Origin of the sequence: Bradyrhizobium sp. BRP19 (assembly GCF_020194195.1) — a bacterium.
Classification (GTDB): Bacteria; Pseudomonadota; Alphaproteobacteria; order Rhizobiales; family Xanthobacteraceae; genus Bradyrhizobium; species Bradyrhizobium yuanmingense.
The window spans coordinates 208889-235195 of the sequence record NZ_JADYVZ010000009.1 but is presented as its reverse complement, the minus strand read 5'-3'; the positions used below and the strand labels follow the sequence as shown (position 1 = coordinate 235195).

The following is a 26307-nucleotide window of genomic DNA, read 5'->3' as shown; positions in this document are numbered from 1 at the left end:
ATGATGTCAATCACGCCGGCGCGAGATGACGTAGGATTCGTCGAGAAACCAGAGCCCGTTGTACTTCCGCAGCACATCCCTGGCGGCATCCAGAGTGCGGCCGTTTTGAGTCATTTCTGTCAATCGGTCGTCCTCAATCTGAGCCACATACACCGCCGCATTCCACGCTGCAAAGGCCGTCGAGGTTCCGATGGTGCCGGTGACCTCGTTGGGCAGCGCTTCCATATCATACCTGAAGATCGAACGATTGTCCGCGTATGCATTAAAATTTAAGTCGCGGCCCACCGATCCAAGTTCATACTTAACGGCACGCAGTAGCTCATGACGGCTGACTGAGAAAGGATTTTCTCCCGGCCAGATCGCCTGGATCATTTCCATGCCCGGATCCTGCCCATGGGAGTGGATACCGATCAGCCTGCCGCCCGGCCGCAGCGCCCGCGCCAGAGGTGCAATGATCCGCTTGGCCCGGAAATTGACCGATGACAGGGCCCGGTACGGCTGGGATGCGATGACGAGGTCGAAATTGGCCTCAGTCTGGCCTGGCCGCGGAATGGTCGAATCCAGCAGGAACCTGTGGTCCTCGCGATAGAGCACGAGGACGACCGGCCGCTCGTAGAGCGGCATGGCCGTGCGTGGGCTGATCGCAGCGCGCCAGTTCTGCTCCAGAAAGGGCCTCAGCTCCGCGATCTGCTGCTCGAACTCGCCCGACGAAGCGCCGCGGAGCGGCACCTCGTGCCAGACGGTGGCGGCCGCCGCGGCGGGCGACGCTGGCGTCAGCCAGGGCGCCTCCGCGTAGAACATGTTGGTGAACACAAACACCGATGCCGGGTGCTCGAAAATGCGGTCCGGCACCTTCTCCAGCGTCAGGCGCAAATCCTCCAGGCTGAGCTCCTTGCCCGCGACGTAGAACGGCATGTGCGGAAAGCGCTGGTGCGTGGCGCGCAGCACCCGCGCCAGCACCGTTCCGTCGCCGACGCCGGCGTCGAACAGACGCAGCGCCGGCGGGCGCGGATGGATGGAGCTCAGCTCCAAGGCAACCCTGTCTGCGATCACCCGCTTTTCGCTGCAGGTGTGGACGAACAGTAGGTATTTCTGGCGGTTCTCGAAGAAGCGGAAATTGCCGCGTGGATCGCGCTTCTCGGGCGGCACCTGAAGTCCCCGCGGCGGCGGCACGCCGCCGGCCATCGAGGCCGCCATATAGGCCTGGATCCGCTCCAGCGTGTCGATGGTGATGCGCTTTCCCTCGCGCAGGCGATGCACCAGCTTCCCATCGTTCACTGCGCGCCGGCCGAACGTCGATTCCGCCATGTCCGCCTTGCGGCAGAAGTCGGTGATCTGGCTCAGGATTTCGTCGTTCTTCATGAGTGGGAAATCGGTGGGCAGACGGATTGGGACCAATCTCCTAGCAAAATCTGCCCACTGAGGGAATAGCGGATCCAAGCGCCTCCTTCACAGTTTGCTCCGGCCGCGAGCCGCGCCCCACTCTGGCCCCGCCGAGCAACAACTGGCGCTTCTCCTCTGATCGCCTCCTTACCGTGCGCGCCTGCCCGGTCGCCCTGCTCGCCGCGCTCCTGTGGTCCGCCCGCGGTCGCGCAGGCACGCGCAATCAGCTCGAGCCGAGCTGCACGGCGGACACGACGCCGCAGACAAGATGATCAATGCCTGCGAAGGAATCATCGCGTGGGAGGTGCAGGGGCACGGCCCGCCGAGCGGCACGAGCTCAATCGCGGCAAGGCCAGGCGCGGCAAGGTGATCTCGACCCCGAAGAACAAGCATGTGCCCATGGTCGAACTCCTCTCTGTGGGGGTCTATCTGGCGGAGAAGTGACTCGTGCCCGGACGCAGCGCAGCGCTTCTCAGCGGTGCTCTGCAGAGCTGAGGCCTATAGCTCCGCGCAGCAAGTCGAGCAGCATGGGTCCCGGCTCTGCGCAGCAACGCTGGAGCGTTGCTGCGCGTCCGGGACACGGGTGAGCCTTAACGGCGGAGCCTTACTGCCCCCACACTTCCTTCGCGATCTCGACCGCGAGGCTGAGCTTGGCCCACTGCTCCTCCTCGGAGAGGATGTTGCCCTCTTCCGTCGAGGCAAAGCCACATTGCGGCGACAGCGCGAGCTGCTCCAAGGGCGCGAACTTGGCGGCTTCTTCCAGGCGGCGCTTGATGTCGTCCTTCTTCTCGAGCTCGCCGAACTTCGAGGTGATGACGCCGACCACGACGACCTTGTTGCCCTTGGGCAGGAAGCGCAGCGGCTCGAAACCGCCGGCGCGGTCGCTGTCGTACTCCAGGAAGTAGCCGTCGTAATTGGTGCCGGCGAGCATGGTCTCGGCCACCGGCTCGTAGCCACCCGAGGAAATCCAGGTCGAGCGGAAATTACCGCGGCAGACGTGGGTCGTCACCACCATGTCGGCCGGCTTCTCCGCCAGCGCGTAGTTGATGATGCGCGCATAGATCTGTTGCAGCCCATCCGGATTATCGCCGCGCTCGCGTGCCTTCTGCAATTCGTCCTGCGAGCAGAGATAGGCCCAGACGGTGTCGTCGAACTGGAGATAGCGGCAGCCGGCGTCGTAGAACGCCTTCACGGCCTTGCGGTAGGTCTTGCCGAGATCTTCGTAGAAGGCGTCGAGATCGGGATAGACGTCCTTGGAGATCGACTTGCGTCCGCCGCGGAAGTGGAGCACTGCCGGCGAAGGGATCGTCATCTTGGCGGTGACGTGAGCCTGGTCGGCGACCTTCTTCAGGAAGCGGAAGTGGTCCAGCATCGGGTGGCTGTCTGGAAAGTCGAGCTTGCCGATGACGCGGACCGCATCGTGACGGGTCTGCACGCCCGTGAACTGGATGCCGGTGTCGGGGTGAAACAGCTCGCAGCCGGTGAGCTTGGCCAGGAAGTCGAAATGCCACCAGGAGCGGCGGAATTCGCCGTCGGTCGCGAGCTTCAGCCCGATCGAGGCCTGCTTGTGCACGACCTTCTCGATCTCCATGTCCTCGATCTTGCGCAGATCGTCGGCCGAGATCTCGCCCTTCTCCAGCCGGCTACGGGCTTCCTTGATCTTGAGCGGACGCAGGAGGCTGCCGACCTCGTCGGCGCGGAAGGGGGCTTTGGTTCGCTGCATGTGTTACTCCCTGGACATCTTAGTGGGCCGCCGCCCCGGCGACGCCGAGATGGCGCTCCAGGACAGAGGGGTCGGTCTTCAGCGCGGCGCTCGGAGCGTCGTGGACGATCGTTCCGCGCTCCAATATCACAACGCGATCGGCGAGCCCCAGAATCTTTTGGGCATTCTGCTCTACGATGATCGAGCAGATACCTCCGGACCGGGTGATGGTCCCGATCGCCTTCAAGAGTTCCTCGACGATGATGGGCGCAAGGCCCTCCATCGGCTCGTCCAGCAGCAGGACTTTCGGATTGAGGGTAAGTGCGCGACCGATCGCCAGCATCTGCTGCTCGCCGCCGGAGAGCTGGTTGCCGAAATTGCTCCGCCGCTCCTTCAGCCGCGGGAACATCTCGTACACCTTCTCGACCGTCCAGGGACCGGGCTGCGCTACGGCGGTCATGTTCTCTTCCACCGTCAGCGAGCGGAAGATGTTGCGCTCCTGCGGCACCCAGCCGATGCCGGCGCGCGCCCGCTGGTCGGGCCGCATCGCCGTCACATCGGTGCCGGCCAGCGCAATGGAGCCTGCGAAGCGGCGCGTGACGCCGACGATGGAGTTGATCAGCGTGGTCTTGCCGGTGCCGTTGCGCCCGAGCAGCGCCAGCACCTGTCCTTCGGCGAGGCGGAGCGTCATCTTCGGCAGCACCACCGCCTCGCCGTAGCCGGCGCGAAGCGAATCGATCGCGAGCAGGTCAGACATCGACCGCCTCCTCGCCGAGATAGACCGCCTTCACCTGCGGATCGCGCGCGACCTCTTCGGGCGGGCCTTCGGTCAGCAGCGCGCCCGAGACCAGCACCGAGATGCGATCAGCAAAGGAGAACACGAGGTCCATGTCGTGCTCGATCAGGAGCACGGTGACGTCCCGCGGCAGGCTGCCCACGACGGCGAGAATGTCGTGGCGCTCGCTCTCGGGCACGCCGGCGGCGGGCTCGTCGAGCAGCAGCACGCGCGGCTTGGCCGCAATGGCCACCGCGATCTCGAGCAGGCGCTGCTTACCGTAGGGCAGCGTCACGGTCTCTTCGTTCATGACGTCGAGCAGATGGAAGCGGGAGAGCAGATCGGCGGTCTCGCCATTGACGTCACTGCGCGTGCCCATCCGTCGCCACCAGTCGCCGCCATGGCCGAGGCGCTCGGAGACCGCGAGCCCGATGGTCTCCAGGGGAGTCAGGTCCGGGTAGAGCTGGTTGATCTGGAACGTGCGCGACAACCCGCGCAGCACGCGCTTGTGCACCGGCAGATCGGTGATGTCCTGGCCTTCGAGCAGGATGCGGCCCGAGTTCGGCTTCAGCACGCCCGTGAGCTGGTTGATGACCGTGGTCTTGCCGGCACCGTTCGGACCGATCAGCGCGTGGCGGGCGCCCTGCTCGACCTTCAAGGACAGATCGCGGGTGACGCGCAGGCCGCCGAACTGCTTTTCGAGATTCTGGGTTTCGAGCGCGATGGTCATGAATCGCTCTCCGGCACGGCAACGATCGCCTTGCGCCCCGCAATCCGCCTGATGATCAGGTTCGGCACATACAGCACCCAGCGATGCAGGCGCTGGCGGCCGACCAGCACGATCACGACCAGCACGAGCCCGATCCAGAACTGCCAATATTGCGGCGTGATGGTCGAGAACAATTCCTGGAGCATGCGGAAGATCACCGCGCCGATCAGCCCGCCGTAGAGATAGCCGGTGCCGCCGATCACGAGCACCAGCATCAGGTCCGCGGAGCGCTCCATGGAAAACACGTCCAGCGAGGCGATCGCGGTCGTCTGGGTGAACAGCGCCCCGGCAATGCCGGCATAGAACGCAGCCAGCGTATAGATCGCGATCAGGCGACGGTTGACCGGAATGCCAATGGCGGCGGCACGGAGCGGATTGTTCTTGATGGCGCGCAGCGACAGGCCGAACGGGGAATTCACGACGCGGCGGGCCAACAGGAACAGCAGGAACAACACGGCGAGCGAATAGAAGAAGCCGGCCTTGCCGAACATGTCGAACGGGATCTTGCCGAAGATCGGCTGCATCTCGATGCCCTGCAGGCCGTCGGTCCCACCGGTGATATTGGAGAAGCGCTCGGTGAGCGCTTCCAGCAGCAACGCAATGCCGAGCGTCACCATCAGGCGCGTCAGGTCGACGCCGCGGATCACCAGAAAGCTGGTGGCAAAGCCGAGCACCATGGCGGCAAGGCCGGCGACGATCAGCGCCAGCACGGGCTCCTTGACGATGCCGTGCAGCGCCAGCAGCCCCGCAGCATAGGCGCCGACGCCGAAGAAGGCGGCATGGCCCAGCGAAACGATGCCGGCATAGCCGAGGATGAGATCGAGCGACATCGCGAACAGCGCGAGGCGCAGGATGTCGGTCATGATCAGATAGCGCGACGGAAATGCGAAACCGCAGGCCAGCACGATCAGCCAGAAGGCGATTTCGCCGTAGTGCCAGCGCGCCTGGCGCTGGGCATGGTAGCCGACGTCGGAAGCAGCGCTCATCGGTGAACTCAACGCGCGGCCGTGCGGCCGAACAGGCCGTTCGGGCGCCAGATCAGGATCACGATCATGATGGTGTAGATCACGAAGGGGCCCATCTTCGGCACGTAATATTTGCCGGCGACGTCGCCGATGCCGAGCAGCAGCGAGGCGAGGAACGGGCCCGTTATCGAGGAGGAGCCGCCGACGGTGACCACGATCAGGAAGTAAATCATGAACTTCAGCGGGAAATACGGATCGAGGCCGAGGATCTCGGCGCTGAGCGCGCCGCCGAGGCCGGCGAGCCCGCAACCGAAGGCAAAGGTGAAGGCGAACACCTGCGGCACGTTGATGCCGAGACCGCTCGCGGCGCGGGGGTCATCGACGGCCGCGCGCAGGCGGCTGCCGAAACGTGTCTTCGCCAGCACCATTTGAAGCGCGATGGTCAGCAGGCCGCAGATCACGATGATCATCAGCCGGTAGCGGCCGATACCGACGCCGAACAGATCGAACTGGCCTTGGAGCGCGGCGGGCAAATTGATGAAGACCCGCGAGGATCCCTGGATGTAATCGACGGCTGCCACCGACATGAAGGTCAGGCCGATCGTGAACAGCACCTGGTCGAGATGGCTGCGGGCGTAGAGATGACGGTACAGCGTCCGTTCGAGCGCGATGCCGATTGCAGCCGAGGAGACGAAAGCGAGCGGCAAAGCGGCGAAGAATGGCCAACCCATCCGGTTGACCAGCACCATGCAGATATAGCCCCCCGCCATCGCGAAGGCGCCGTGGGCGAGATTGACGAAGTTCATCAGGCCGAGCGTGACCGCGAGCCCGCAGGCGAGCACGAACAGCAGCATGCCGTAAGCGACGCCATCGAACAGGTTGGTGAGGATTGCGGTCATGGTCTCAGCTTGAGTTAATCCGTCATGGCCGGGCTTGTCCCGGCCATCCACGTTCTTGTCTGGGCCGCCGCGTGGATGGCCGGGTCAAGCCCGGGCATGACGCTGGAGAGAGATCCCCGGGGTTCGCGCTCATGCGCGCCCCGGATGACGCGCTTTCGCGCGTCACTTCTTGGTCTTGCCGAGATCTTTGACAGCCTCGAAGGTCGCGAACTCGACATTGTAGAGTTCGCCATCCACTTTCTCGACCTTGCGGATGTAGATGTTCTGCACGATGTCGCGGGTCTCGGGGTCGATCGAGATCGGACCGCGCGGGCTCTCCCACTTCTGGCCCTTCATGGCCTCGATCAGCTTGTCGCCGTTGGTGTCGCCACCTGTCTTCTTCAGCGCCTCGTAGATCAGGTGGATGCCGTCATAGCCGCCCACGGCCATGAAGCCCGGACGGTTGCCGAAGGCCTTCTTGTAGGCCGCGACGAAATCCTTGTTCATCTGCGAGGGGTGCGCCGCGGAATAGAGATGCGCGGTGACCGTGCCGAGCACGGCGTCGCCCATGTTGTTGAGCAGATCGTCGTCGGTGACGTCGCCCGGCCCGATCACCTTGATGCCGGCCTTGTCGAGGCCACGCTCGGCATATTGCTTCATGAAGTTGCCGCCCTGGCCCGCCGGCACGAACACGAAGATCGCGTCCGGCTTTGCGTCCTTCATGCGCTGCAGGAACGGAGCGAAGTCGGGGTTCTGCAGCGGCACCTTGACTTCTTCGACCACCTCACCGCCGCCGGCCGTGAAATGCTGCTTGAAGAAGTTGAGGGCGTCATTGCCCGGCGCGTAGTCCGAGGTCAGCGTCGCGACCTTCTTGATGCCGTTCTTCACCGCCCAATCGCCGATGATGGTCGAGGACTGCGCCAGCGTGAAGCTGGTGCGCACGATATAGGGCGAACGTTCGGTGATAATGGAGGTGCCGGCCGCCATCACGACTTCAGGAATCTTGGCCTGGGTAGCCAGCGGCGCGGCGGCGAGCGCGGCCGGCGTCACGCCGAAGCCGGCGATGAAGTTGACCTTGTCGTTGACGATCAGCTCCTGCGCGGCAGTCTTGGTCTTATCCGGGATCGCCGCGTCGTCCTTGACGATGATTTCGATCTTCTTGCCGGCGACGGTGTCGCCCTTCTGCTGCATGTAGAGCTTGATCGCGTTCTCGATCTGCTTGCCGGTCGAGGCCTGGCCGCCGGTCATCGGCAGGATCAGCCCGATCTTGACCGTGTCTTGCGCCTTGGCAGGCGCGACGGCCGCGAGGCCCGCGATCGCAACGACCGCTGCGGTGCGTAAGCGTTCGAACATCAGATGTCCCTCCCCTTCATTCCTCACCTCTTGTGCGGCGGACCGAGTACCCGGTCCTTGCCGCGCTTCACTCACGGACAAGCCATGCCGTGCGGCCACATGGCGTCCTCTGTAACCCCGTTGTCAATCGAACGTTGGGCGACCATTCGGCGCAAGCCGCGCAATCTGCCTCAACAACGGCGGAGAGCTATTTGTACGATTGTACAAATGAAATGGTCCTGTCAACGAAAAAGCCTTGTGACACTGGGCCGGAGGGCGATGGCCTTGCCACCCTACGAGGGCCGCACCACACCGGGGATGGAGGATTCAGTCTCTCATTTGCAGAATCCGGACATCTTAAGTGCGTCCGTGGCATGCCCCGTCCTACGATCCGTCCAATGACAAATACCCGGTGTATACCGTACCAACAGCGGTGACCTCATCAAGTGCAAAATATGCCTATTATAATACCTTCTCTGTATACAGCTTTGCCCTCCCTCGAATAGGCCAATTTTACCTATTGAGAGATATGGTTGCCGCTAACGCCTATGGCGCTCCACCATCCGCGCCCCGTCGGGGGCACGACCAGAGATATTCATGCGTTCTCGCTCGCTTTCGATCGCCGCCGCACTCGCCCTGCTCAATCTCGCAGGCTGCGGGACGGTCAACGAGAAGCTCTCCGCCGGGATGGGCGACTACGTCCCGCAATGGGCCGGCGGCCTGCCAGCTGATGCGCCGCCGCGGCCCGGCACGCCGCAATACGATGCCTACATGAAGGAGCGCGAGCGCAAGCGGCTGATGCCGGCGACCGATCGCGAGAAGGAAGAACAGGCCCAGAAGGGCGCGACGGGGACGACGTCGGCTGGCGCGGGGCGCTGAGGAAGCGAATGGCGAACAGGGAGTAGCGAATAGGACGCGCTCCCCCTCCACTCACCTTTCGTCCCCCATTCGCTAATCCACGAACACCACGGTCTTGCGGCCGTTGAGGATGACGCGGTCGTCGAGATGGTAGCGGATGGCCCGGGCCAACACGCGGCGCTCGATGTCACGGCCTTTGCGGACCAGATCTTCCGGCGTGTCGCGATGGCTGATGCGCTCGACGTCCTGGTCGATGATCGGGCCCTCGTCGAGGTCGCGCGTGACGTAATGCGCGGTGGCGCCGATCAGCTTGACGCCGCGCTCATGGGCCTGGTGATAGGGCTTGGCACCCTTGAAGCCCGGCAGGAATGAGTGGTGGATGTTGATGCAGCGCCCCGACAGCTTTGCCGAGAGATCGTCGGACAGGATCTGCATGTAACGGGCGAGCACCACTAGATCGGTCTTCGTCTTGCCGACGAGGTCCATGATCTGTGTCTCCTGCTCGCGCTTGGTCTCCTTGGTGACGGGCAAATGGTGGAAGGGGATGCCGCCGAAATCGAGCCCGGCATAGACCTCGCGCGGGTGATTGGAGACGATCGCGGTCGGAATCATCGGCAATTCGCCGGTTCGCCAGCGATAGAGGATGTCGACCAGGCAGTGATCGGACTTCGAGACCAGCAGCATCACCTTGCGATGCGCAGCGCGGTCGCGCATCTGCCATTCCATGCCGAAACGCTCGGCGATCGCGGCGAAGCCGGTCTGCAGTGCCGCGAGTTCCACGGCAAGATCGGCCGCTGTGAACACCACCCGCATGAAGAACTTCTTGGTCTCGACGTCGTCGAACTGCTGGGCGTCGAGGATGTTCTGTCCGTTATGAGCGAGAAACGTCGAGACCGCCGAGACGATTCCTGGGCGATCCGGACAGGACAGGGTCAGGACGTATTGATGGTCGGGCAAGGCTCGGCTCTTGATGAAGGTTTGTGCAGCGGAACGATCCAGCGGATTGCGCCCTGCTCTAGCACCGACCCGCCCTTGCGCCAATCCCAACCGCGGAGTCAGGATGAACGGACAATTGCGAATTCTCAACGGAGCATACCCATGGCCGACCGCTTGAACGGCTACCGCATCCTGATCCTGGAAGCGCGCGAGGAGGCGCAGTTTTCCAAGCTTCTGGCCGAGCAAGGCGCCGAGGTCGTGCAATGCCCGATGTTCACCATCCATGATGCGCCGGATCCGGCTCCAGTCGAGGCTTGGATTCGCCGTGCCATCGACAAGCCCTTTGACGATCTCGTGCTGATGACCGGCGAAGGCCTGCGCCGCATCATGAAGCTCGCCCGCGCCCGCGGGCTCGACGCTGCCCTTGTCGCGGCGCTCGCCCAGGCGCGCAAGTTCACCCGAGGCCCGAAGCCGGGCAAGGCGCTGCGCGAGATCGGCCTCGAGACGCAGCAGACCACGGAGAAGCCGACCACCGAAGGCGTAATCGAGATGCTGGCCAGACTCGACCTTAAGGGGCGGCGCCTCGGTCTGCAGCTCTATCCCGACAAGGATCATAGCGCGCTGACCGGCGCGCTGGCCGCGCAAGGCGCCGACGTCGATACGGTGCTGCCCTACGTCTACGATTCCAAGGCTGCCGATGCCAACATCGTCGCCGCCATTGACGACATGGCAGAGGGACGTATCGACTCGATCGCCCTGACCAATCTCGGCCAGGTCCGCCGGCTGATCGAGGTTGCCAAGGCGCGCGGCAGCGAGACGAAGCTGCGCGCAGGTCTCGAACGCACGCTGATCGCATCGGTCGGCCCGGCCGTTTCCGGCGAGCTAGCAGCGCATGGCTTGCGCGCGGACGTCTCGCCCGCCGACGAAGCCTATTTCATGCGTCCTCTGATCTCGGCCATGGCAAGTGCGTTAGCCGACAGGAAAGCGGCCAGCGCCGCGAGGTAAGAGCCGAGCGCGGGGGCGGCCTGCGGCGACTGCGATTGACACCGGCATCGCCAGCGTTAGGTTGCGCCACAGCAAGAAGAAACAACAAGGTTAAGGAAATCGCCGTGACACGCGTCATCGCGTCGTGAGCGCCACTGCACGACCTTCGGCGCTCGCGCCATTCCGCATCCGCAACTACCGCTTCCAGTGGCCGTCCGATCTGCTCACCTCCTGGGCCTTCGAGGTCGAGACGCTGGTGCTCGGCTGGTACGTCATCGTCGAGACCGGCTCGGTGCTGCTGCTCACGCTGCTGGCTTCACTCCAGTTCGTCGGAACATTGGTCGCGCCCGTGTTCGGCATGATCGGCGACCGGATCGGCCATCGCGATCTCCTGGTCGTCATGCGCCTTGCCTATGCGGCGCTGTCGTCGACCATCATGGTCCTCGCGCTGAGCGGTCATCTGTCGCCGCTGAGCGTCATGATCATCGTCACGATCATGGGCTTGATCCGCCCCTCCGATCTCGGCGTTCGCGGCGCGCTGCTCGCCGATATCATGCCGGCCGAGCAGCTGGTGGGCGCCATCAGTGTTGCGCGCACGAGCCAGGACAGCGCGCGCATTGCCGGAGCGTTGACGGGGGCCGGGCTGTTCGCCGTGCTCGGTATCGGCCTCGTTTATGTGGCGATCGCCTGCCTTTACTTCACGGCAGCGCTTCTCATGCTCTGCCTGACCCAGCCGAAAAGGACCGTCACCACGAGCGATCTTCCCGCAAGCAGCCACACCGTTTCGCGGCTGCTTGGCGACCTCAAAGAGGGGATCGTCTATGCCTGGAACGGGCCGGCAATGCGCGCGGCGCTGTGCGTCGCTTTTCTGGCGAATCTCACCGCATTTCCTTTCACGGGCGGATTGTTGCCCTACATCGCGCGGGAGATCTTTCACACTGATCAGACCGGCCTCGGATATCTTTCGGCGAGCTTCGCCGTCGGCTCGCTAATCGGCTCCATCACGCTCAGCCTGGTCAGTGGCGTACGCATTGCCCGGCTCCTGATCGGCGCAACGCTGGCCTGGTACGCAATGCTGCTGGTGTTCGTCGAGGTCAGGACGATGCCGGTGGCGATGGCCTGCCTCGTCCTCGCCGGTATCGCCCAGAGCATGTCGATGATCTCGGCTGCCGTCATCCTGATGCGCACCGCGAGCGCACATCTGCGCGGCCGTGTCATGGGCGTGCGCATGATGGTGATCTATGGCTTGCCGATCGGACTGCTCGCGGCCGGCAGCCTGATCGACGTCATCGGCTATTCCGCGACGGGCTCGCTTTATGCCGGCGCAGGATTCGTCGCGATGGTGGCAATCGCGATCCGCTGGCGCGCCGATCTGTGGCCGGCGCACGCGCCGGCCAATGCGCGATGACGGCGTCCCCGTAACGACGTCAGACCTCCACCGTTGGCGATCTCAGAGGAAGCAACGCCGCCACCCGCGAATCGCGCAAATAGAGACCGCCCCAGGCAAGACCAGCAAGATAGACGCCGAACAGCATATGGCTGAAGAGCGGGTTGCCGACCCGCAAGTGAACAGCCACCGTGCCGCCCATATAGGCGGTCAGCAGGATCGCACCGAGCACGGCCGTTCGCGGGAGGCCGTAGAGCGCGGTGCAGGCCAGCGCCACCACGCCCAGCGCGCGGGCCAGATCGGCCGACGGGGGATAGCCGAGCTCGGCGGTCGCGTTGATCACGACGTCCAGCGGGACGAGCTTCATCCCGGCATCAAACAGCATGAAGGCAATCACGAGCCCGCTCATGACGGAGCCGGCCACATGTCTCGACTTGGACATCGTCATCACCTACGACGCCTTCCCCTTGAGAAGCGCGACGATGGCCATCGCATGGCCATGGCCAAGGCCGAACTCGTCCTTGAGCGCGGCCACGATGGCACCCGCTTTCACGCCGGCGGCCAATCCCGCCCCGGTCGAAAAACCCCGGTCCTTGCCCCATTTGCGAAACTGGTCCGGGCTCTTGCCGGTCTTGGCCTGGATATTGTCGAGATAGGCCTTAAAACTCACCGCAGCGCTCCTCCGATGTTTGCTCCACCAGCGCGGCCGGAGCGATCCAGGCATATTGCGATCAGGACGTAGTCGTCTTGTATGAAAACGACAATTGCGGCCGCTCGCGCGAGAGGCGCGCAGGCGTCATGCCGATCAGTTGCCTGACCGAGCGGGTAAGATGGGCCTGATCGAAATAGCCAGCGCCCGATGTCGCGTCCAGAACGGAGCTGCCGCTCACCAGCAAGGCCGCGGCGCGACGCGCCCGCTCGATCTGCTGATGGCTGCTGAACGTCATGCCCGTAACGCGGCGAAAGTGGCGCTGAACCGAACGCCGGCTCATCCAGTCGACGTCGCCGTCGATCGCCGCATCGGTCGCGTGGCTGCGTGCGATGACACCCGCGCGCGCCATGCGAGCGACGAGACTTTCCGCATCGTCATAGCCTGGAATGTCCCAGCTCAGACCCGAAAACAGAAAACGGCCGTTGGGCAGCACCGGCAACTGCATGTTTTGATGGTCGATCAGTGCGCTCGTCGGTATCTCCGGCAGGTAGGTTCCCAGCCGAAACCGGATCGCCAGCCATTCGCCGCTCGCGGGACATTCGACGAGTGTCCCGCGGGTGACCGGCCCTCGGAGCGTCACCGCCAGAAGCTCCGGGAGCCTGGTGACCACAAGCTCGATATTTCCCTCGGCCATCGACAGGAACGAGCCGCCACGCCGGCTCCGGCTGCGCCATACCCGCTCGACGTAAGGCGAGTCCGACGCGCGATGGTCGAACTCTATGAGCACTGAAGCACCGGGAATGCGCAGATCATCGTTCCTCCCCGTAGCTCCCGAGCCGCGCGATATCGAGGATCGTGACCCCGCCATATTCCAGCCGCAGCAGCCCCTCCTTCTCCAGCCGGTTCAGCGCGCGGTTGGCGTTCTGGCGGGACATGCCGGAGAGCGCGCCGATCTCCTCCTGGGTGATCTCCAGATGCGCAGTCGATTCCGGATAGAGGATCGGGTTGAACAGCGAGGCGATGCTGCGGGCGAGGCGCGCGGTGGCATCGAGCGTGCGGTTGACCTCGAGCATGCCGATGAACTGGCCCAGCCGCTCGTTGAGTTGGCGCACCAGGAAGCGGTTGAAGCCGACGCTGTTCTCGAACAGCCACATGAAGGCGCTGCGTTCCATCAGCGCGATGCGGCTGTCGCGCAGCGCGACCACGTCGTAGCGGCGCGGCTCGTTCTTGAGCACGCTGCCCTCGCCGAACCAGGCCCCTGCCGTCAGCCCGGCAAGGCTGGTCTCCTTGCCGTCGCGCGAGACCCCACCCATGCGGGCAAGGCCGCGCACCATGCCGGCCCAATAGGCAAAGATATCACCGCGCATGAACACGCTCTCGCCGGTGCCGTAGGACCGTTCCGTAATTCCGGCGCGCGCGACCTCGATCTCGGCTGGTGTGAGCTCACGCGACCAGGCGGCAATGCGCTTCAGATGATCCTCTGAAATCATGATCTCGAAGCCAGCCGCACCGTTCAGTCACCCCATGCTCCTGTTGCACTGCAACAGAATCGCTTCGGCCATCCATCCGACGAAAGATGAAGACCCGCTCGGCCCGACAACTTTGTCGCAGAATTGTCAGGCCGGAGACATTTCAAAATAGCGCTTTCCCCTATTGAGGACCACCTCGGGCGATGCGGCTTTTGATCCCTCACGGGAACGAAGGTGGCGCCGGTCCGGTCGAGACCAATAGCTGCATGGTCTGGCCGGCACGACCGTACTAGGATCGCCTGACAGGAACGGAAGAGCGCCAATCAAGCGCCATCACCGGGAGGGATTCGTTTGGTGGCTACCAGTCTCGAAGTGCGCGGCGTGTCCTTACGATTCGGCGGCGTCCGCGCGCTGACCGACGTCAGCTTCGCCATCAGGGAAGGCGAGCTGTTCTCGATCATCGGCCCCAACGGCGCCGGCAAGACCTCGATCGTGAACTGTATTTCCGGTCGCTATAAGCCGACCGAAGGCCAGCTGTTCTATCAGGACCGCGACATCACCGGCTTGACGCCGAATGCCCGCGCCTCACTCGGCGTCGGCCGCACCTTCCAGAATCTCGCGCTATTCCACCACATGAGCGTGCTCGACAACATCATGGTCGGCCGCCATCACCTCTTGAAGAACAATTTCCTCACGGGCTCGCTGTACTGGCTCACCGGCGCGCGCAAGGAGGAGCTCGAGCACCGTCGCAAGGTGGAAGAGATCATCGACTTCCTCGATCTGCAGCCGGTGCGCAAGGCCACCGCCGGCACCCTCCCCTACGGCCTGCGCAAGCGCGTGGAGCTCGCCCGCGCTATGGCGCTGGAGCCGCGCCTGATCCTCCTCGACGAACCGATGGCCGGCATGAATTTCGAGGAGAAGGAAGACATGGCCCGCTACATCGTCGATCTCAACGAGGAGTTCGGGATGACGGTGGTGATGATCGAGCACGACATGGGCGTGGTGATGGATATCTCGCATCGCGTCATGGTGCTGGATTTCGGCAAGAAGATCGCCGAGGGCGATCCGACGACAGTGCTCGCCGATCCGCACGTCAGGCGTGCCTATCTCGGCGAAGAGGACGAGGTGCTTGTCGATCCCGATGATGCCTCTCCGGCGCAGGAGAGCGCGGCATGATGGATTATGCGGGCCGCGTCGCGCAGGCCGACACCTATCCGAAGATGCTCCGGCTCAATGCCAGGGAGCACGGCAACGAGATCGCAATGCGCGAGAAGGATCTCGGGCTCTGGCGCATCTTCACCTGGAACGACTATCAGGCCCGCGTGCGCGATTTCGCGCTCGGCCTCATCGAGCTCGGCCTGGGCCGCGGTGATGTCATCGCCATCATCGGCGACAACCGGCCCGACTGGGTCGCGGCAGAAGTTGCGACGCATGCCATTGGCGGCCTCAGCCTCGGGCTCTATCGCGACGTCCTGGACGAGGAAGCTTCCTATCTCCTCAACTACGGCGAGGCGCAGCTGGTCTTTGCCGAGGACGAGGAGCAGGTCGACAAGCTGCTCATCCTTGCAGAGCGCGTGCCGAAGCTGAAGCACATCATCTATTCCGATCCGCGTGGGATGCGGAAATACGACGACCCGCGCCTGATGCCGGCGGAGAAATTCGCCGAGCTCGGCCGCGCGCGGGCCGCACGCGAGCCGGAGCTCTACGACAGACGGGTCGATGCCACCAGGGGCGAGGACGTCGCGATTCTCTGCACGACGTCGGGCACCACCTCGCATCCGAAGCTCGCGATGCTCGCCGCCGGCCGCGTGCTCGGCCATTGCGCCACCTATCTCGCCTTCGACCCCAAGGGTCCCGACGATGAATATGTCTCGGTGCTGCCGCTGCCCTGGATCATGGAACAGGTCTACGTGCTCGGCAAAGGTCTGCTCTGCCGGATGAAGATCAACTTCGTCGAAGAGCCGGACACGATGATGAACGATCTGCGCGAGATCGCACCGACCTTCGTGCTGTTCGCGCCCCGCGTCTGGGAATCGATTGCCGCCGACGTCCGTGCCAAGGTGATGGACGCAACGCCCTTCAAGCAGCGCCTGTTCGACATCGGCATGAAGTCGGGCCTTGCCGCGCTTGAACAGGGCAAGCGCTCGGGCTTTGCCGACGCGATCCTGTTCCGCGCACTGCGCGATCGCCTCGGCTTCACCCGGTTGCGTTCGGCCGCGACCGGCGGCGCGGCGCTCGGGCCTGACACCTTCAAGTTCTTCCAGGCCATGGGCGTGCCGCTGCGCACGCTCTACGGTCAGACCGAGCTGCTCGGGGCCTACACGCTGCATCCCGAGGGCAAGGTCGATCCTGATACCACCGGCGTACCGATGGCCGACAATGTCGAGATCCGTATCGACAATGCCGACGTCCACGGCGTCGGCGAGATCGTCGTGCGGCACCCCAACATGTTCCTCGGCTACTACAAGAACCCCGAGGCCAGCGTCGCCGACATCAAGGACGGCTGGATGTGCTCGGGCGACGCCGGCTATTTCAACGCCAACCACCAGCTCGTCGTGATCGACCGCATCAAGGATCTCGCCGAGACCTCCCGCGGCGAGCGCTTCTCGCCGCAATTCATCGAGAACAAGCTGAAATTCTCGCCCTATATCGCCGAAGCCGTGGTGCTTGGGGCCGGCCGCGACGCGCTCGCGGCAATGATCTGCATCCGCTACTCCATCATCTCGAAATGGGCGGAAAAGAACCGCCTCTCCTTCACGACCTACAGCGACCTCGCCTCACGGCCGGAGGTCTACGCGCTGCTGCAGAAGGAGGTCGAGACCGTCAACGCCACGCTGCCGCCGGCCCAGCGCATCTCGCGCTTCCTGCTGCTCTACAAAGAGCTCGACGCCGACGACGGCGAGCTCACCCGGACGCGAAAGGTGCGCCGCGGCGTCATCAACGAGAAATACGCCGGCATCATCGACGCCATCTACCGCGGCGATTCCGACATCCCCGTCGACACCGTGATCCGCTTCCAGGACGGCACCACGCAGCGGGTGCGAACGACGCTGCGCGTGGTGGACCTCGGCGGGCACGGGCACATGGCGGAGGCTGCGGAGTGATACAGATCCTCGTCATGCGCGGGCTTGACCCGCACATCCATCCTCTTCCGAACAGTCTTCCTTCCTCATCGATGGATTGCCGGGTCCAGCCCGGCAATGACGGGCTGAGTCACCCAACATGAACACCGCCTTCCTCATCCAGCTCCTGGTCAACGGCCTCGTGGTCGGCACGCTCTATGGCGTAGTCGCGATGTCGTTCGTGCTGATCTACAAGGCGACGCAGGTCGTCAACTTCGCGCAAGGTGAATTGCTGCTGGTCGGCGCCTGGGTGTGCTGGGCCTTGCTGGCGAAATACCAGGTGCCGTTCTGGATCGGCATGCCGATCACGCTGGTGTTCATGTTCGTGTTCGGCATCGCGGTGCAGGTGCTGATCCTGCGGCCGATGATCGGCGAGCCCATCATCTCGGTGATCATGGTGACGATCGGCCTCTCCACCGTGCTGCAGGCGACGCTGAAATGGATGTTCGGCGTCAATCCGCAGCCGTTCCCGCGCGTGTTCGAGAGCCAGTCGGTCGACCTGTTCGGACTGCAGATCCAGACCGTCTACGTCATGAGCCTCGTGGTGTCGGTCGCGATGATGATCGGCATGGCCTGGTTCTTCCGCGCGTCGAAGTACGGCCTTGCGATGCGCGCCACCGCGTTCAACCAGCAGGTGGCGCAGTCGCTCGGCATTTCCGTCAAGAGCGTGTTCGCGATGGCCTGGGCGATCTCGGCGACCGTCTCGGCGGTCGCCGGCGTCGTCGTCGCCGTCGTCAATGGCGTGTCCTCGGGCCTTGCTGCCTACGGCATCAAGGTGTTTCCGGCGGCGATCCTCGGCGGGCTCGATTCCGTCGGCGGCGCGGTGCTCGGCGGCATCATCATCGGGCTTTTGGAGAACGTCGCCCAATATGTCGACAGCGAGTATCTGCACTGGGGCAATCTCTACGAGATCGCGCCGTTCTACGTTCTCATCATCGTGCTGATGATCAAGCCCTACGGCCTGTTCGGCACCCACGACATCGAGCGGATCTGATCCATGGCCGGCCCTGCCCTCATTCCCGCTGGTGATTTCCGCACCACTTACGCCGCGGACACCACGATCTTCCCGACCACCACCAGCCGCAACTTCGCGATTCTGGGCGTCGCGCTGCTCTGCCTCGCGCCGCAACTCTTCAGCGGCTACTGGCTCAGCATTCTGATCCAGATCGGCATCTTCTCGATCGCGGCGCTCGGCCTCAATATCCTGGTCGGCTTCACCGGCCAGATCTCGATCGGACACGCGGCCTTCTTCCTGCTCGGCGCCTTCACCTCGGCCTACATCTCCAATAATGCGCCGATCCCGGTGTTCTTCGCGATCCCGCTCGCGGGACTCGTGACGGCGCTGGTTGGGTTGATCTTCGGCATCCCCGCGGCGCGGCTGAAGGGACTCTACCTCGTCATTGCAACGCTGGCCGCTCAATACATCCTGCTCGACTTCTTCTCGCGCGCCGAGTGGTTCTCCGGCGGCTCGGTGCCGGCGAGCGCCGAGCCGTTCTCGATCTTCGGCTACACGCTGCGGGGCGACAGGCAATATTTCTACGTCGTGCTGGCCTATGTGCTCTTGAGCTACATCCTCGTCACCAACCTGATGCGCACGCGCGATGGCCGCGCGCTGGTGGCGATCCGCGACCATTATCTCTCCGCCGAGATCATGGGCATCAACCTCACCAGGTACCGCACGCTGTCGTTCGGTCTCGCCGCCTTCTTCGCCGGCATCGCGGGCGCGCTCTACGCGCACTATCAGCTCGTGGTCTCCCAGGAAGGCTTCGGCATCGAGCGCTCAATACTGTTCCTGGCCATGATCATCATCGGCGGCACCGGCTCGATCATGGGCACGCTGATGGGCACCGCCTTCGTGGTGCTGCTGCCCGAGGCGATGGAGTTCATCAGCCATCATTTGAAGGGCGGCGCGATCGACAAGGCGCTCTCGCTTAACACCAACATCACCTTTCTGCGCGAGATCGCGATCGGGGTGATCATCATCGCATTCCTGATGTTCGAGCCCGATGGGCTCGCGCATCGCTGGCGACAGATCAAGGCGTATTGGAAACTCTACCCGTTCTCGCATTGAGCACGGCTACTTCACTTAAACGATAACAGGAGGAACCAACCCATGAAGACCAAATCGCTTTTAAGCACCGCGTCGCTCGCGTTTGCGATCGCTGGTTTTGCGGCCAGTGCGCAGGCCCAGATCGCCGTCGGCCATCTCGCCGACTACTCCGGTGCGACGTCGGACGTTGGCACGCCCTACGGCCAGGCCGTCGCCGACACCTTTGCCTGGATCAACAAGAACGGCGGTATCGGCGGCAAGCAGGTCAACCTCGATACCAACGACTACGGCTATCAGGTGCCGCGCGCGATCGCGCTCTACAAGAAGTGGTCGGCGCCGGATGGCAAGGTTGCAACGATCATGGGCTGGGGTACCGCAGATACCGAAGCGCTGACCGGCTTTGTTGCGCAGGACAAGATTCCCTATATCTCCGCCTCCTACGCGGCGGCGCTGACCGATCCGGAAGGCGTGAGCGGCAAGGCCAAACCCGCGCCCTACAACTTCTTCTACGGCCCGAGCTATTCGGACGCGATGCGGGCATTGGTGACCTGGGCGGCGGAAGACTGGAAGGCCAAGGGCAAGAGCGGTAAGCCGAAATTCGTCCATATGGGCGGCAATCATCCGTACCCGAACGCGCCGAAGGCCGCCGGCGAGGCGATCGCCAATGAACTCGGCTTCGAAGTGCTGCCGCCGATCGTGTTCGCGCTGACGCCCGGCGATTACTCCGCGCAATGCCTCAGCCTGAAGAGCTCCGGCGCCAACTACGCCTATCTCGGCAACACCGCAGCCTCGAACATCTCCGTGCTCAAGGCCTGCAAGACCGCCGGCGTGGACGTGCAGTTCCTCGGCAATGTCTGGGGCATGGACGAGAACGCCGCCAAGACCGCGGCTGACGCCGCCGACGGCGTCGTCTTCCCGCTACGCACGGCCGTAACCTGGGGCGGCAACGCGCCAGGCATGAAGACGGTGATGGAAATCTCGAAAATATCGGATGCAAGCGGCAAGGCCTATCGACCGGTGCACTATATCGCAGGCGTCTGTAGCGCTCTCTACGCCAGGGAAGCGCTCGACTGGGCCGCCAAGAACGGAGGTGCCACCGGTGAGAACGTCGCCAAGGGCTTCTACCAGAAGAAGGACTGGGTGCCGGCCGGCATGGACGGCGTCTGCAATCCCTCGACCTGGACCAACAAGGACCATCGCGGTACCCTCAAGGTCGATCTCTATCGCACCAAGGTCTCCGGTTCGACCAATGCCGACCTGAACGACCTGATGGCCAACGGCACGATCAAGCTCGAGAAGGTCAAGACCGTCGAGCTGCCGCGCAAGCCGGAATGGCTGGGGTGGTGAGCCCGGCTTTCACCACGCGAACACTGTCATCCCTCGCGTTGTGCGCAATTGCGCACCTGGGCGGGGGATCCAGTACGCTGCGGCTTCTCGATGAATCTCAGGCGCCTCTGGACTACTGGTCGCCCGGTCAAGCCGGGCGATGACAGCGGAGTTTTGAAGCATGACCGACACCCTCGAAGCATCCCGCGCCAAGCCAACCGCCGTGGCACCCGCTCCCCTCCTCGCCGTGCGCAACATCGAGGTCGTCTATGACGATGTGATCCTGGTGCTGCGCGGCCTCAGCCTCGACGTGCCCAAGGGCGCGATCGTGGCGCTGCTCGGGGCCAACGGCGCCGGCAAGTCCACGACGCTCAAGGCGATCTCGGGGCTGCTCAAGACCGAGGACGGCGAGGTGACGCGCGGCGAGATCCTGTTCGAGGGCGAGCGGATCAACGGCATCGATCCCGACAAGATCGTCCGCCGCGGCATCTTCCAGGTGATGGAGGGCCGGCGCATCGTCGCCGACATGACCTCGCTCGAGAATCTCAAGCTCGGCGCCTTCACGCGCCGGGACCGCGAGGTCGACGCCGACCTCGACATGGTCTTCAGCTATTTCCCGCGCTTGAAGGAACGCACCGGCCTTGCCGGTTATCTCTCCGGCGGAGAGCAGCAGATGCTCGCAATCGGCCGCGCGCTGATGGCGCGCCCGAAAATGATCCTGATGGACGAGCCTTCGATGGGCCTCTCGCCGCTGCTGGTGAAAGAGGTGTTCTCGATCATCCAGAAGATCAACCGCGATCTCGGCGTCACCATCCTCCTGGTCGAGCAGAATGCGCGCGCGGCGCTCTCCGTGGCGAGCCACGGCTACATCATGGAGCAGGGCAAGGTCGTGCTCGACGGCAGCGCCGACGCATTGCGCGACAACGAGGACGTCAAGGAATTCTACCTCGGCGGCGCCGGCGACCAGCGCAAGAGCTTCAAGAACCTCAAGAGCTTCAAGCGGCGCAAGCGCTGGCTGTGATCCACAAGGAGCCTAGCCGAGCACCTGCTCGGCTTCCGTGACCGCGCAGAGAACATGATAGAACGACGACGCAGGAATGGTGTCGATCAGCGATTTGCCGTCGCGATCGAACTGGTCGTACCAGCCGCCCTTGACGGGATGGCTGAGATAATGCCGTTCGAGCCGCACCAGCGCCGCGCGCGCCTCGTCCGCCGCACCCGCCTCGCCGGATTCGGCCTGCGCGATCCACGCCTTCGCGATCTCGGTTTGCGGCCACAGCCGGCGCGTGCTGCGGCGGATGCTGCCGCTTGCATCGCCCTCGTCGACGAGGCAGCCCGTCGCCTCGTCACGATAGCGCAGCGAGGTCTCCAGCAATTCCGCACGACGCTGGCCGGTCGGGCATCCCGTGATGCGTTCAAAACTCTTCAGCAGCCAGACCCATTCCGCCTGGTGACCCGGCTCGACGCTGACCGGCTCGATCTTCGACCAGTCCTCCTCGAAATACTCCGACAAGACGTGCTTCTGCTTGTCGTAGAGGTTGGCGAGGAACAGTGCGAAGAATTCTCCGGCACGGTTCTGGAACGACAGATCGTGGGTCGCCTCGAAGCACGCGATCATCGCCTCGAACAGATGCATATGCGGGTTCTGCCGGCGCGGCAGCGAGACCGGAAGACCTTCGTGAACGCCGCCATGCGGCGAGCGCAGGTGGCCGTCGACGAAGGCGAGCAGCGCATCGATCTCGGCGCGGACCTGCGCATCCTGGTCGAGCGCATAGACGCTGGCGAGCGCAAACAGGATGAAGGCGTGGTCATAGGCATCACGCCGGGCATCCAGCACCGATCCGTCCGGCGTCAGCCGGTGCACATAGCCAGGCCGGCCATCGGGCGCCTTCGCTTTGGCCAGCAGGTGCTCCAGCCCCTTCAGCGCAATCGCGCGCCCCTCGGGATACCAGCCCATCTGTGCCGCCTTGGCGTAGCACCAGATCTGGCGGGCCTGCACGAACACGCGCCGGGGCGCGGCGACATCCGCCGCACCGTCGCGGTGCAGCCGGTCGATGAAGCCGCCTGCGGCGTGATCCCAGCCGACCGTCGACCACAGCGGCAGCGCCTCGTCGATCATACGGCGCTTCAGGCGCGCAACGACGTTCGACGCCTCGTCCGCCGCAATGATTCCTTCGTCCGCCATCGGGTCCCTTTCAAGCCTCGCCACTGGCGGTCTGATAGCCATGCCGGTGGCGGCGCGCAACGGATGCCAACACGGAAAGAACAGCCATGACCGCCCATTACGACGCCCGCGAGACGCGTGAGCAAGCCGCGCGCGAGGCCGACCTGTTCGCCCGCCTGCCGGAGGTGCTGCGAGCCGCGATGGCCGCCCCGGCCTATGCCGAGCGGCTGAAAGGCTTCGATCCCGCCGCCGTGACCTCCAGGGCGGCTCTGGCGGATTTGCCGGTGTTGCGCAAGTCGGAACTGCCCGCCCTGCACAAGGCCTCCGCGCCCTTCGGAGGCTTCGTGGCGGCGGCGCCTGGCTCGTTCGCCCGCCTGTTCACCTCCCCCGGTCCGATCTTCGAGCCGGAAGGGCGACAAGCCGATCCCTGGCGCGGCGCAAGGGCGCTGTTCGCAGCCGGGTTCCGCCCCGACGACATCGTCCTCAATACCTTCAGCTACCATCTCACCCCCGGGGGATTCATCTTCGATGCGTCGGCGCGGGCGCTCGGGTGCGCGGTGATCCCCGCCGGCCCCGGCAACACAGAGCAGCAGTTCGAGCTGATCGAGGCCTACCGGCCGGTCGGCTACAGCGGCACGCCGGACTCCTTGAAGATCCTGCTCGATGCCGCCGCAAGCTCGGGGCGTGACGTTTCCTCGATCAAGCGCGCGCTGGTCTCGGGCGCAGCGTTTCCGCCCTCGCTGCAGGCCGAGATCAAGGGGCGCGGCATCGATGCCTACCAGGCCTTCGGTACCGCCGATCTCGGCCTCATCGCCTTCGAGACCGAGGCCCGCGAAGGCATGGTCGTGAACGAGGACCTGATCCTGGAGATCGTCAAGCCCGGCACTGGCGATCCGGTCGCACCAGGTGACGTCGGCGAGATTGTCGTGACTTCGCTCGACCCGCACCATCCCTGGATCCGGCTCGCGCTCGGCGACCTCACCGCGGCCTTGCCCGGCACGAGCCCGTGCGGGCGCACCAACATGCGCATCAAGGGCTGGATGGGCCGCGCCGACCAGACCACCAAGATCAAGGGCATGTTCGTCCGTCCCGAGCAGATCGCCGAGATCGGCAAGCGCCACGCGGGGCTCGGAAGACTTCGCCTCATCGTCACGCGCCAAGGCGAGACCGACGCCATGACGTTGAGAGCGGAAGCTGCGCCCCCTAGCGACTCGCTCCGCGACGACATCGCGGCCAGCTTGCGCGCGATAACGAAGCTCGGAGGAGCCGTCGAGCTGGTCAGTCCCGGCACGCTGCCGAATGACGGCAAGGTCATCGTGGACGAGCGCTAACGCCATCCTCGCCGAGATCAATGGTAACCCGCTGGCACGGTGTTGCAACGGCCAGCAGCGTTGATCTTGCAGGGAATATTGAATTTAAAGGGAAAAATTGGCTTGGTTTTGCCAAAACCACCATCTCTACTTAAGATTGCTATCTAGCTATTTCTCAACTTCTCCGGATTGGCTGAATTCCATCGTCCATAGAGCGCGAAGCGCGCGGTTGCGCCGGCCGATCGCACGGAATTCATAGCGCTCCAACTTGGCCAATTCGGGCAGCGCCCGTCGGATCGCCTCAACCACACGTTCTTGAGCGTCGGCCGGCATGGTCTTCGCCGGATCGGGCGGTATGGGCAGAGGCAACCAGGTGTTGTTGTTACGCAAGGAGGCCTTGATGTATCGCCATTCCTCCTTCCATGAGTTGAAAACCCTTGGCGGGTCGACCGATCCGAACTCCGCGACTTGGCGGATCAGTTCGGCCTTGACCCGGCGAACACGGGCAAGGTCGAACTGTGCGACCGCGGCTTCCCGCGCGAAAGCAAGCGCGAGGCGCTCCTGACGGGAGCCCGCGATTTGCTGGGCGAGTTGGTCAATCATCGCAGCCTCCGCCGGATTGGCCGCATAGCTCGTCGCCAATCCATGTCGGAGTGCGTTGCCGCTTGTGCGTTTCTTAGCGCCGGGCGATTGAGGCCCGGTGCTCTTGCGGGCGTTCCGTCGATTTGCGGCGATCTGCCGATCCGTCGCCATCGTCCCTAGCCGGGCCGGGATTCGAGGCGGGGCCGCTGCTCGGTGCGAGCGATCGCCTCATCTACCCGAATCGCGAAGCTCTTGCGGTATTTGACAAGGCTACGGAGAAGCTTGTCACGCAGCGACTGTTGCAAGCTGATCATTCGATCAAGTTGACGGAGATCGTTGTACACCGCTCGGGTCGCTTGCGCGACGATCGCGGCTTCGTCGAGCTGAATGTCGGAAAGCAACTCAGCTACCTCGCTTTTTGCTTCTGGCTCGCTAAACCAATTGCGAGCCAGTACAATGCAGTCCGTCGAGTCGTCCGGATCTACGATTCGAATAAGGAGCTGTGCCAGCGCGTTCTCGAGGGCCATGTTGATGACCAGCGTTCTGCAGCGCTGTAGTCTACAGATCTCCCAGGTATGAGCCGCTAACTCAGCCGCGAAGATCTCCTCCAGAATACCGCGCGGGTTGATCTCGCGGGTCAGCTGATCCCGAAATGAAACAAAGTCCCCTCGCTCCTCGGTCAAAAGCAACGGCATGTCGAAAAAGGAGGCGTCTGCGATGTGTTGCTTGCGGACGTATCGCTCTATCATGACTTGCTCTCCTCATAATTTGAACGGCACGAGGCCCAACCCTCAGACTCTGCTGCTGCGGCAAGGCGCACGAACTCGAATGGGCTGGAGCAGAGCTCCTAGCCCTTTGGAGTATTTGGATGTTCAGAAAATTCGTCGACCTCCGCGGTCCGCGAGGTCGGCGTCGCCTCCATCGGAGGCCTCAGCCATCAACGTGCCTCCATCGGAGGCCCTGGCCGTCAACGTGCCTCCATCGGAGGCCCCAGTAGTCCGCGTGCCCCATCGGAGTCCGCAGCACGAAATCTCGCGCGCTAATAAATTAGAACCGTCGGCCGCCAAAGTCCAGAGATCTAGTCAAAAATGATGTGCGGTGCCCGAGGGCCCCAGCTTAAGCGAGGCATCAAGTGGAAATCGGAGAGGGCACTGGCGAGCTTCGGCGCCAAGGACGAGCAAACACAAGAGTTCTCGGCTAAATTGGCCTTCTTCGAACCTGCGTAAATCGAGTTCATCGGTCTACTTTGCGCAAGCAGCAAGATCCCCAACTCGCTTCCGCGTGGGGCGACCGCAAGCAATCTGCTTCGAGCCTCCCCCTGCCCAGTTTGGATTGAGCCTGAGCTCCAACATTACCGCGCTTAATCGCGACGCTTCGTAATCGAATCCGTCGATCGCAACCGCACGCCCTGTCCGCCGCCGTTGTCCCAGATGAACTCAATGCCGGCCTCCGTTAGGGCCAGCTGTATCTTCAGGATTGCTTCTTCCGACACCGTTCGGCGTTCTCGCTCAAAATCGACGATCGTGGAAAGGCCGAGGTCAGCTAGGGCTGCCAACTCAGGCTGCGTCATACTGAGCAGCGCCCTGGCACCGCGACACTGAGGCGGAGTCATTCTTCTCAACATTTTATGTTGACACCCATAGCCCAACGAGCTATCAACATT

At 63.7% G+C, this 26307-nt stretch carries 27 protein-coding genes; 11 read left to right on the top strand and 16 right to left on the bottom strand.

All coding sequences use genetic code 11. From position 1 onward, the window contains the following. Positions 1-6 precede the first annotated feature (6 nt). Positions 7-1362: a hypothetical protein gene (locus I6F36_RS25680; RefSeq protein ID WP_225112032.1), complete on the bottom strand. Its 1356-nt coding sequence runs from the start codon at positions 1360-1362 to the stop codon at positions 7-9. 318 nt (positions 1363-1680) lie between these two features. Between I6F36_RS25680 and I6F36_RS25675 the strand changes: the two genes are divergently transcribed. Next, entirely contained in the window at positions 1681-1827 is a 147-nt protein-coding gene (locus I6F36_RS25675; protein ID WP_157784118.1) for a hypothetical protein, read from the top strand. Between the two features lie 160 nt (positions 1828-1987). On the opposite strand, the gene I6F36_RS25670 is transcribed toward I6F36_RS25675, so the two are convergent. From I6F36_RS25670 to I6F36_RS25645, 6 genes are all read right to left on the bottom strand, one after another. Further along, positions 1988-3106: a cobalamin-independent methionine synthase II family protein gene (locus tag I6F36_RS25670; protein WP_036043303.1), complete on the bottom strand. Its 1119-nt coding sequence runs from the start codon at positions 3104-3106 to the stop codon at positions 1988-1990. 19 nt (positions 3107-3125) lie between these two features. Next, complete coding sequence (locus I6F36_RS25665; RefSeq protein WP_036029900.1) at positions 3126-3842, bottom strand: ABC transporter ATP-binding protein; 717 nt, start codon at positions 3840-3842, stop codon at positions 3126-3128. Further along, the gene (locus tag I6F36_RS25660) at positions 3835-4590 is read right to left on the bottom strand and encodes an ABC transporter ATP-binding protein (RefSeq protein ID WP_036015732.1); all 756 of its coding nucleotides are present in this window, start codon (positions 4588-4590) and stop codon (positions 3835-3837) included. Before I6F36_RS25660 ends, I6F36_RS25665 begins: the two co-directional genes overlap by 8 nt. Then, on the bottom strand, positions 4587-5615 hold the full coding sequence (locus I6F36_RS25655) for a branched-chain amino acid ABC transporter permease (RefSeq protein WP_225172427.1): 1029 nt from the start codon (positions 5613-5615) through the stop codon (positions 4587-4589). The genes I6F36_RS25660 and I6F36_RS25655 overlap by 4 nt, the downstream gene beginning before the upstream one ends. Positions 5616-5623: 8 nt before the next feature. Then, positions 5624-6493: a branched-chain amino acid ABC transporter permease gene (locus I6F36_RS25650; RefSeq protein ID WP_036015727.1), complete on the bottom strand. Its 870-nt coding sequence runs from the start codon at positions 6491-6493 to the stop codon at positions 5624-5626. A gap of 162 nt (positions 6494-6655) precedes the next feature. Next, a complete protein-coding gene (locus tag I6F36_RS25645; RefSeq protein WP_225135817.1) occupies positions 6656-7825 on the bottom strand; it encodes an ABC transporter substrate-binding protein in 1170 nt (389 codons plus the stop codon). A 576-nt stretch (positions 7826-8401) separates the two neighbouring features. Between I6F36_RS25645 and I6F36_RS25640 the strand changes: the two genes are divergently transcribed. Continuing rightward, complete coding sequence (locus tag I6F36_RS25640) at positions 8402-8683, top strand: hypothetical protein (protein WP_036015722.1); 282 nt, start codon at positions 8402-8404, stop codon at positions 8681-8683. Positions 8684-8755: 72 nt separating this feature from the next. On the opposite strand, the gene purU is transcribed toward I6F36_RS25640, so the two are convergent. Next, positions 8756-9619 carry a formyltetrahydrofolate deformylase gene (purU, locus tag I6F36_RS25635; RefSeq protein ID WP_036015720.1) on the bottom strand — a complete coding sequence of 288 codons (864 nt, stop codon included), beginning with the start codon at positions 9617-9619 and terminating at the stop codon, positions 8756-8758. A 141-nt stretch (positions 9620-9760) separates the two neighbouring features. Between purU and I6F36_RS25630 the strand changes: the two genes are divergently transcribed. Further along, positions 9761-10603 (top strand): uroporphyrinogen-III synthase, encoded by an 843-nt coding sequence (locus I6F36_RS25630; protein ID WP_225135815.1) that lies wholly within the window; start codon positions 9761-9763, stop codon positions 10601-10603. A 124-nt stretch (positions 10604-10727) separates the two neighbouring features. Beyond that, complete coding sequence (locus I6F36_RS25625; protein ID WP_225172426.1) at positions 10728-11990, top strand: MFS transporter; 1263 nt, start codon at positions 10728-10730, stop codon at positions 11988-11990. Between the two features lie 19 nt (positions 11991-12009). Here I6F36_RS25625 and I6F36_RS25620 read toward each other — a convergent pair whose 3' ends face one another. From I6F36_RS25620 to I6F36_RS25605, 4 genes are all read right to left on the bottom strand, one after another. Beyond that, positions 12010-12417, bottom strand: coding sequence for a DoxX family protein (locus I6F36_RS25620; RefSeq protein WP_225135814.1), 408 nt, complete (start codon positions 12415-12417; stop codon positions 12010-12012). Positions 12418-12420: 3 nt separating this feature from the next. Then, complete coding sequence (locus I6F36_RS25615) at positions 12421-12639, bottom strand: DUF4287 domain-containing protein (protein ID WP_036015710.1); 219 nt, start codon at positions 12637-12639, stop codon at positions 12421-12423. 61 nt (positions 12640-12700) lie between these two features. After that, a complete protein-coding gene (locus I6F36_RS39895; protein WP_036029878.1) occupies positions 12701-13408 on the bottom strand; it encodes a helix-turn-helix domain-containing protein in 708 nt (235 codons plus the stop codon). A gap of 22 nt (positions 13409-13430) precedes the next feature. Further along, complete coding sequence (locus tag I6F36_RS25605; RefSeq protein ID WP_225135812.1) at positions 13431-14111, bottom strand: Crp/Fnr family transcriptional regulator; 681 nt, start codon at positions 14109-14111, stop codon at positions 13431-13433. A 333-nt stretch (positions 14112-14444) separates the two neighbouring features. Here I6F36_RS25605 and I6F36_RS25600 point away from each other — a divergent pair, with 333 nt between their 5' ends. The 6 genes from I6F36_RS25600 (at position 14445) to I6F36_RS25575 (ending at position 21609) form a co-directional block, all read left to right on the top strand. Then, entirely contained in the window at positions 14445-15266 is an 822-nt protein-coding gene (locus I6F36_RS25600; protein WP_225135811.1) for an ABC transporter ATP-binding protein, read from the top strand. After that, positions 15263-17194, top strand: a complete 1932-nt coding sequence (locus tag I6F36_RS25595; protein ID WP_225135809.1) for a long-chain fatty acid--CoA ligase — start codon at positions 15263-15265, stop codon at positions 17192-17194. Before I6F36_RS25600 ends, I6F36_RS25595 begins: the two co-directional genes overlap by 4 nt. 118 nt (positions 17195-17312) lie before the next feature. Continuing rightward, on the top strand, positions 17313-18206 hold the full coding sequence (locus I6F36_RS25590; protein ID WP_036029874.1) for a branched-chain amino acid ABC transporter permease: 894 nt from the start codon (positions 17313-17315) through the stop codon (positions 18204-18206). Positions 18207-18209: 3 nt separating this feature from the next. Further along, a complete protein-coding gene (locus I6F36_RS25585) occupies positions 18210-19283 on the top strand; it encodes a branched-chain amino acid ABC transporter permease (RefSeq protein WP_036015700.1) in 1074 nt (357 codons plus the stop codon). A gap of 42 nt (positions 19284-19325) precedes the next feature. Next, the gene (locus I6F36_RS25580; RefSeq protein WP_036015698.1) at positions 19326-20609 is read left to right on the top strand and encodes an ABC transporter substrate-binding protein; all 1284 of its coding nucleotides are present in this window, start codon (positions 19326-19328) and stop codon (positions 20607-20609) included. A gap of 160 nt (positions 20610-20769) precedes the next feature. Beyond that, complete coding sequence (locus I6F36_RS25575) at positions 20770-21609, top strand: ABC transporter ATP-binding protein (RefSeq protein WP_225135808.1); 840 nt, start codon at positions 20770-20772, stop codon at positions 21607-21609. Positions 21610-21621: 12 nt separating this feature from the next. Here I6F36_RS25575 and I6F36_RS25570 read toward each other — a convergent pair whose 3' ends face one another. Next, positions 21622-22773 (bottom strand): AGE family epimerase/isomerase, encoded by a 1152-nt coding sequence (locus tag I6F36_RS25570; RefSeq protein ID WP_225135805.1) that lies wholly within the window; start codon positions 22771-22773, stop codon positions 21622-21624. Positions 22774-22859: 86 nt separating this feature from the next. Here I6F36_RS25570 and I6F36_RS25565 point away from each other — a divergent pair, with 86 nt between their 5' ends. Further along, positions 22860-24083 carry a phenylacetate--CoA ligase family protein gene (locus I6F36_RS25565; protein ID WP_225172425.1) on the top strand — a complete coding sequence of 408 codons (1224 nt, stop codon included), beginning with the start codon at positions 22860-22862 and terminating at the stop codon, positions 24081-24083. 147 nt (positions 24084-24230) lie between these two features. Here I6F36_RS25565 and I6F36_RS25560 read toward each other — a convergent pair whose 3' ends face one another. From I6F36_RS25560 to I6F36_RS25550, 3 genes are all read right to left on the bottom strand, one after another. Then, the gene (locus tag I6F36_RS25560; RefSeq protein WP_225135801.1) at positions 24231-24665 is read right to left on the bottom strand and encodes a hypothetical protein; all 435 of its coding nucleotides are present in this window, start codon (positions 24663-24665) and stop codon (positions 24231-24233) included. Between the two features lie 155 nt (positions 24666-24820). Beyond that, entirely contained in the window at positions 24821-25393 is a 573-nt protein-coding gene (locus I6F36_RS25555) for a hypothetical protein (protein ID WP_225172424.1), read from the bottom strand. Between the two features lie 611 nt (positions 25394-26004). Next, entirely contained in the window at positions 26005-26214 is a 210-nt protein-coding gene (locus tag I6F36_RS25550; RefSeq protein WP_225135797.1) for a helix-turn-helix transcriptional regulator, read from the bottom strand. Positions 26215-26307: the final 93 nt, after the last annotated feature.

Excerpts from the sequence above, each read along its gene's own strand:
- I6F36_RS25680 (WP_225112032.1), bottom strand. The coding sequence starts at position 1,362 with ATGAAGAACGACGAAATCCTGAGCCAGATCACCGACTTCTGCCGCAAG.
- I6F36_RS25670 (WP_036043303.1), bottom strand. The coding sequence starts at position 3,106 with ATGCAGCGAACCAAAGCCCCCTTCCGCGCCGACGAGGTCGGCAGCCTC.
- I6F36_RS25665 (WP_036029900.1), bottom strand. The coding sequence starts at position 3,842 with ATGTCTGACCTGCTCGCGATCGATTCGCTTCGCGCCGGCTACGGCGAG.
- I6F36_RS25660 (WP_036015732.1), bottom strand. The coding sequence starts at position 4,590 with ATGACCATCGCGCTCGAAACCCAGAATCTCGAAAAGCAGTTCGGCGGC.
- I6F36_RS25655 (WP_225172427.1), bottom strand. The coding sequence starts at position 5,615 with ATGAGCGCTGCTTCCGACGTCGGCTACCATGCCCAGCGCCAGGCGCGC.
- I6F36_RS25650 (WP_036015727.1), bottom strand. The coding sequence starts at position 6,493 with ATGACCGCAATCCTCACCAACCTGTTCGATGGCGTCGCTTACGGCATG.
- I6F36_RS25645 (WP_225135817.1), bottom strand. The coding sequence starts at position 7,825 with ATGTTCGAACGCTTACGCACCGCAGCGGTCGTTGCGATCGCGGGCCTC.
- I6F36_RS25640 (WP_036015722.1), top strand. The coding sequence starts at position 8,402 with ATGCGTTCTCGCTCGCTTTCGATCGCCGCCGCACTCGCCCTGCTCAAT.
- I6F36_RS25630 (WP_225135815.1), top strand. The coding sequence starts at position 9,761 with ATGGCCGACCGCTTGAACGGCTACCGCATCCTGATCCTGGAAGCGCGC.
- I6F36_RS25620 (WP_225135814.1), bottom strand. The coding sequence starts at position 12,417 with ATGACGATGTCCAAGTCGAGACATGTGGCCGGCTCCGTCATGAGCGGG.
- I6F36_RS25605 (WP_225135812.1), bottom strand. The coding sequence starts at position 14,111 with ATGATTTCAGAGGATCATCTGAAGCGCATTGCCGCCTGGTCGCGTGAG.
- I6F36_RS25595 (WP_225135809.1), top strand. The coding sequence starts at position 15,263 with ATGATGGATTATGCGGGCCGCGTCGCGCAGGCCGACACCTATCCGAAG.
- I6F36_RS25590 (WP_036029874.1), top strand. The coding sequence starts at position 17,313 with ATGAACACCGCCTTCCTCATCCAGCTCCTGGTCAACGGCCTCGTGGTC.
- I6F36_RS25585 (WP_036015700.1), top strand. The coding sequence starts at position 18,210 with ATGGCCGGCCCTGCCCTCATTCCCGCTGGTGATTTCCGCACCACTTAC.
- I6F36_RS25580 (WP_036015698.1), top strand. The coding sequence starts at position 19,326 with ATGAAGACCAAATCGCTTTTAAGCACCGCGTCGCTCGCGTTTGCGATC.
- I6F36_RS25575 (WP_225135808.1), top strand. The coding sequence starts at position 20,770 with ATGACCGACACCCTCGAAGCATCCCGCGCCAAGCCAACCGCCGTGGCA.
- I6F36_RS25570 (WP_225135805.1), bottom strand. The coding sequence starts at position 22,773 with ATGGCGGACGAAGGAATCATTGCGGCGGACGAGGCGTCGAACGTCGTT.
- I6F36_RS25565 (WP_225172425.1), top strand. The coding sequence starts at position 22,860 with ATGACCGCCCATTACGACGCCCGCGAGACGCGTGAGCAAGCCGCGCGC.
- I6F36_RS25560 (WP_225135801.1), bottom strand. The coding sequence starts at position 24,665 with ATGATTGACCAACTCGCCCAGCAAATCGCGGGCTCCCGTCAGGAGCGC.
- I6F36_RS25555 (WP_225172424.1), bottom strand. The coding sequence starts at position 25,393 with ATGATAGAGCGATACGTCCGCAAGCAACACATCGCAGACGCCTCCTTT.
- I6F36_RS25550 (WP_225135797.1), bottom strand. The coding sequence starts at position 26,214 with ATGACGCAGCCTGAGTTGGCAGCCCTAGCTGACCTCGGCCTTTCCACG.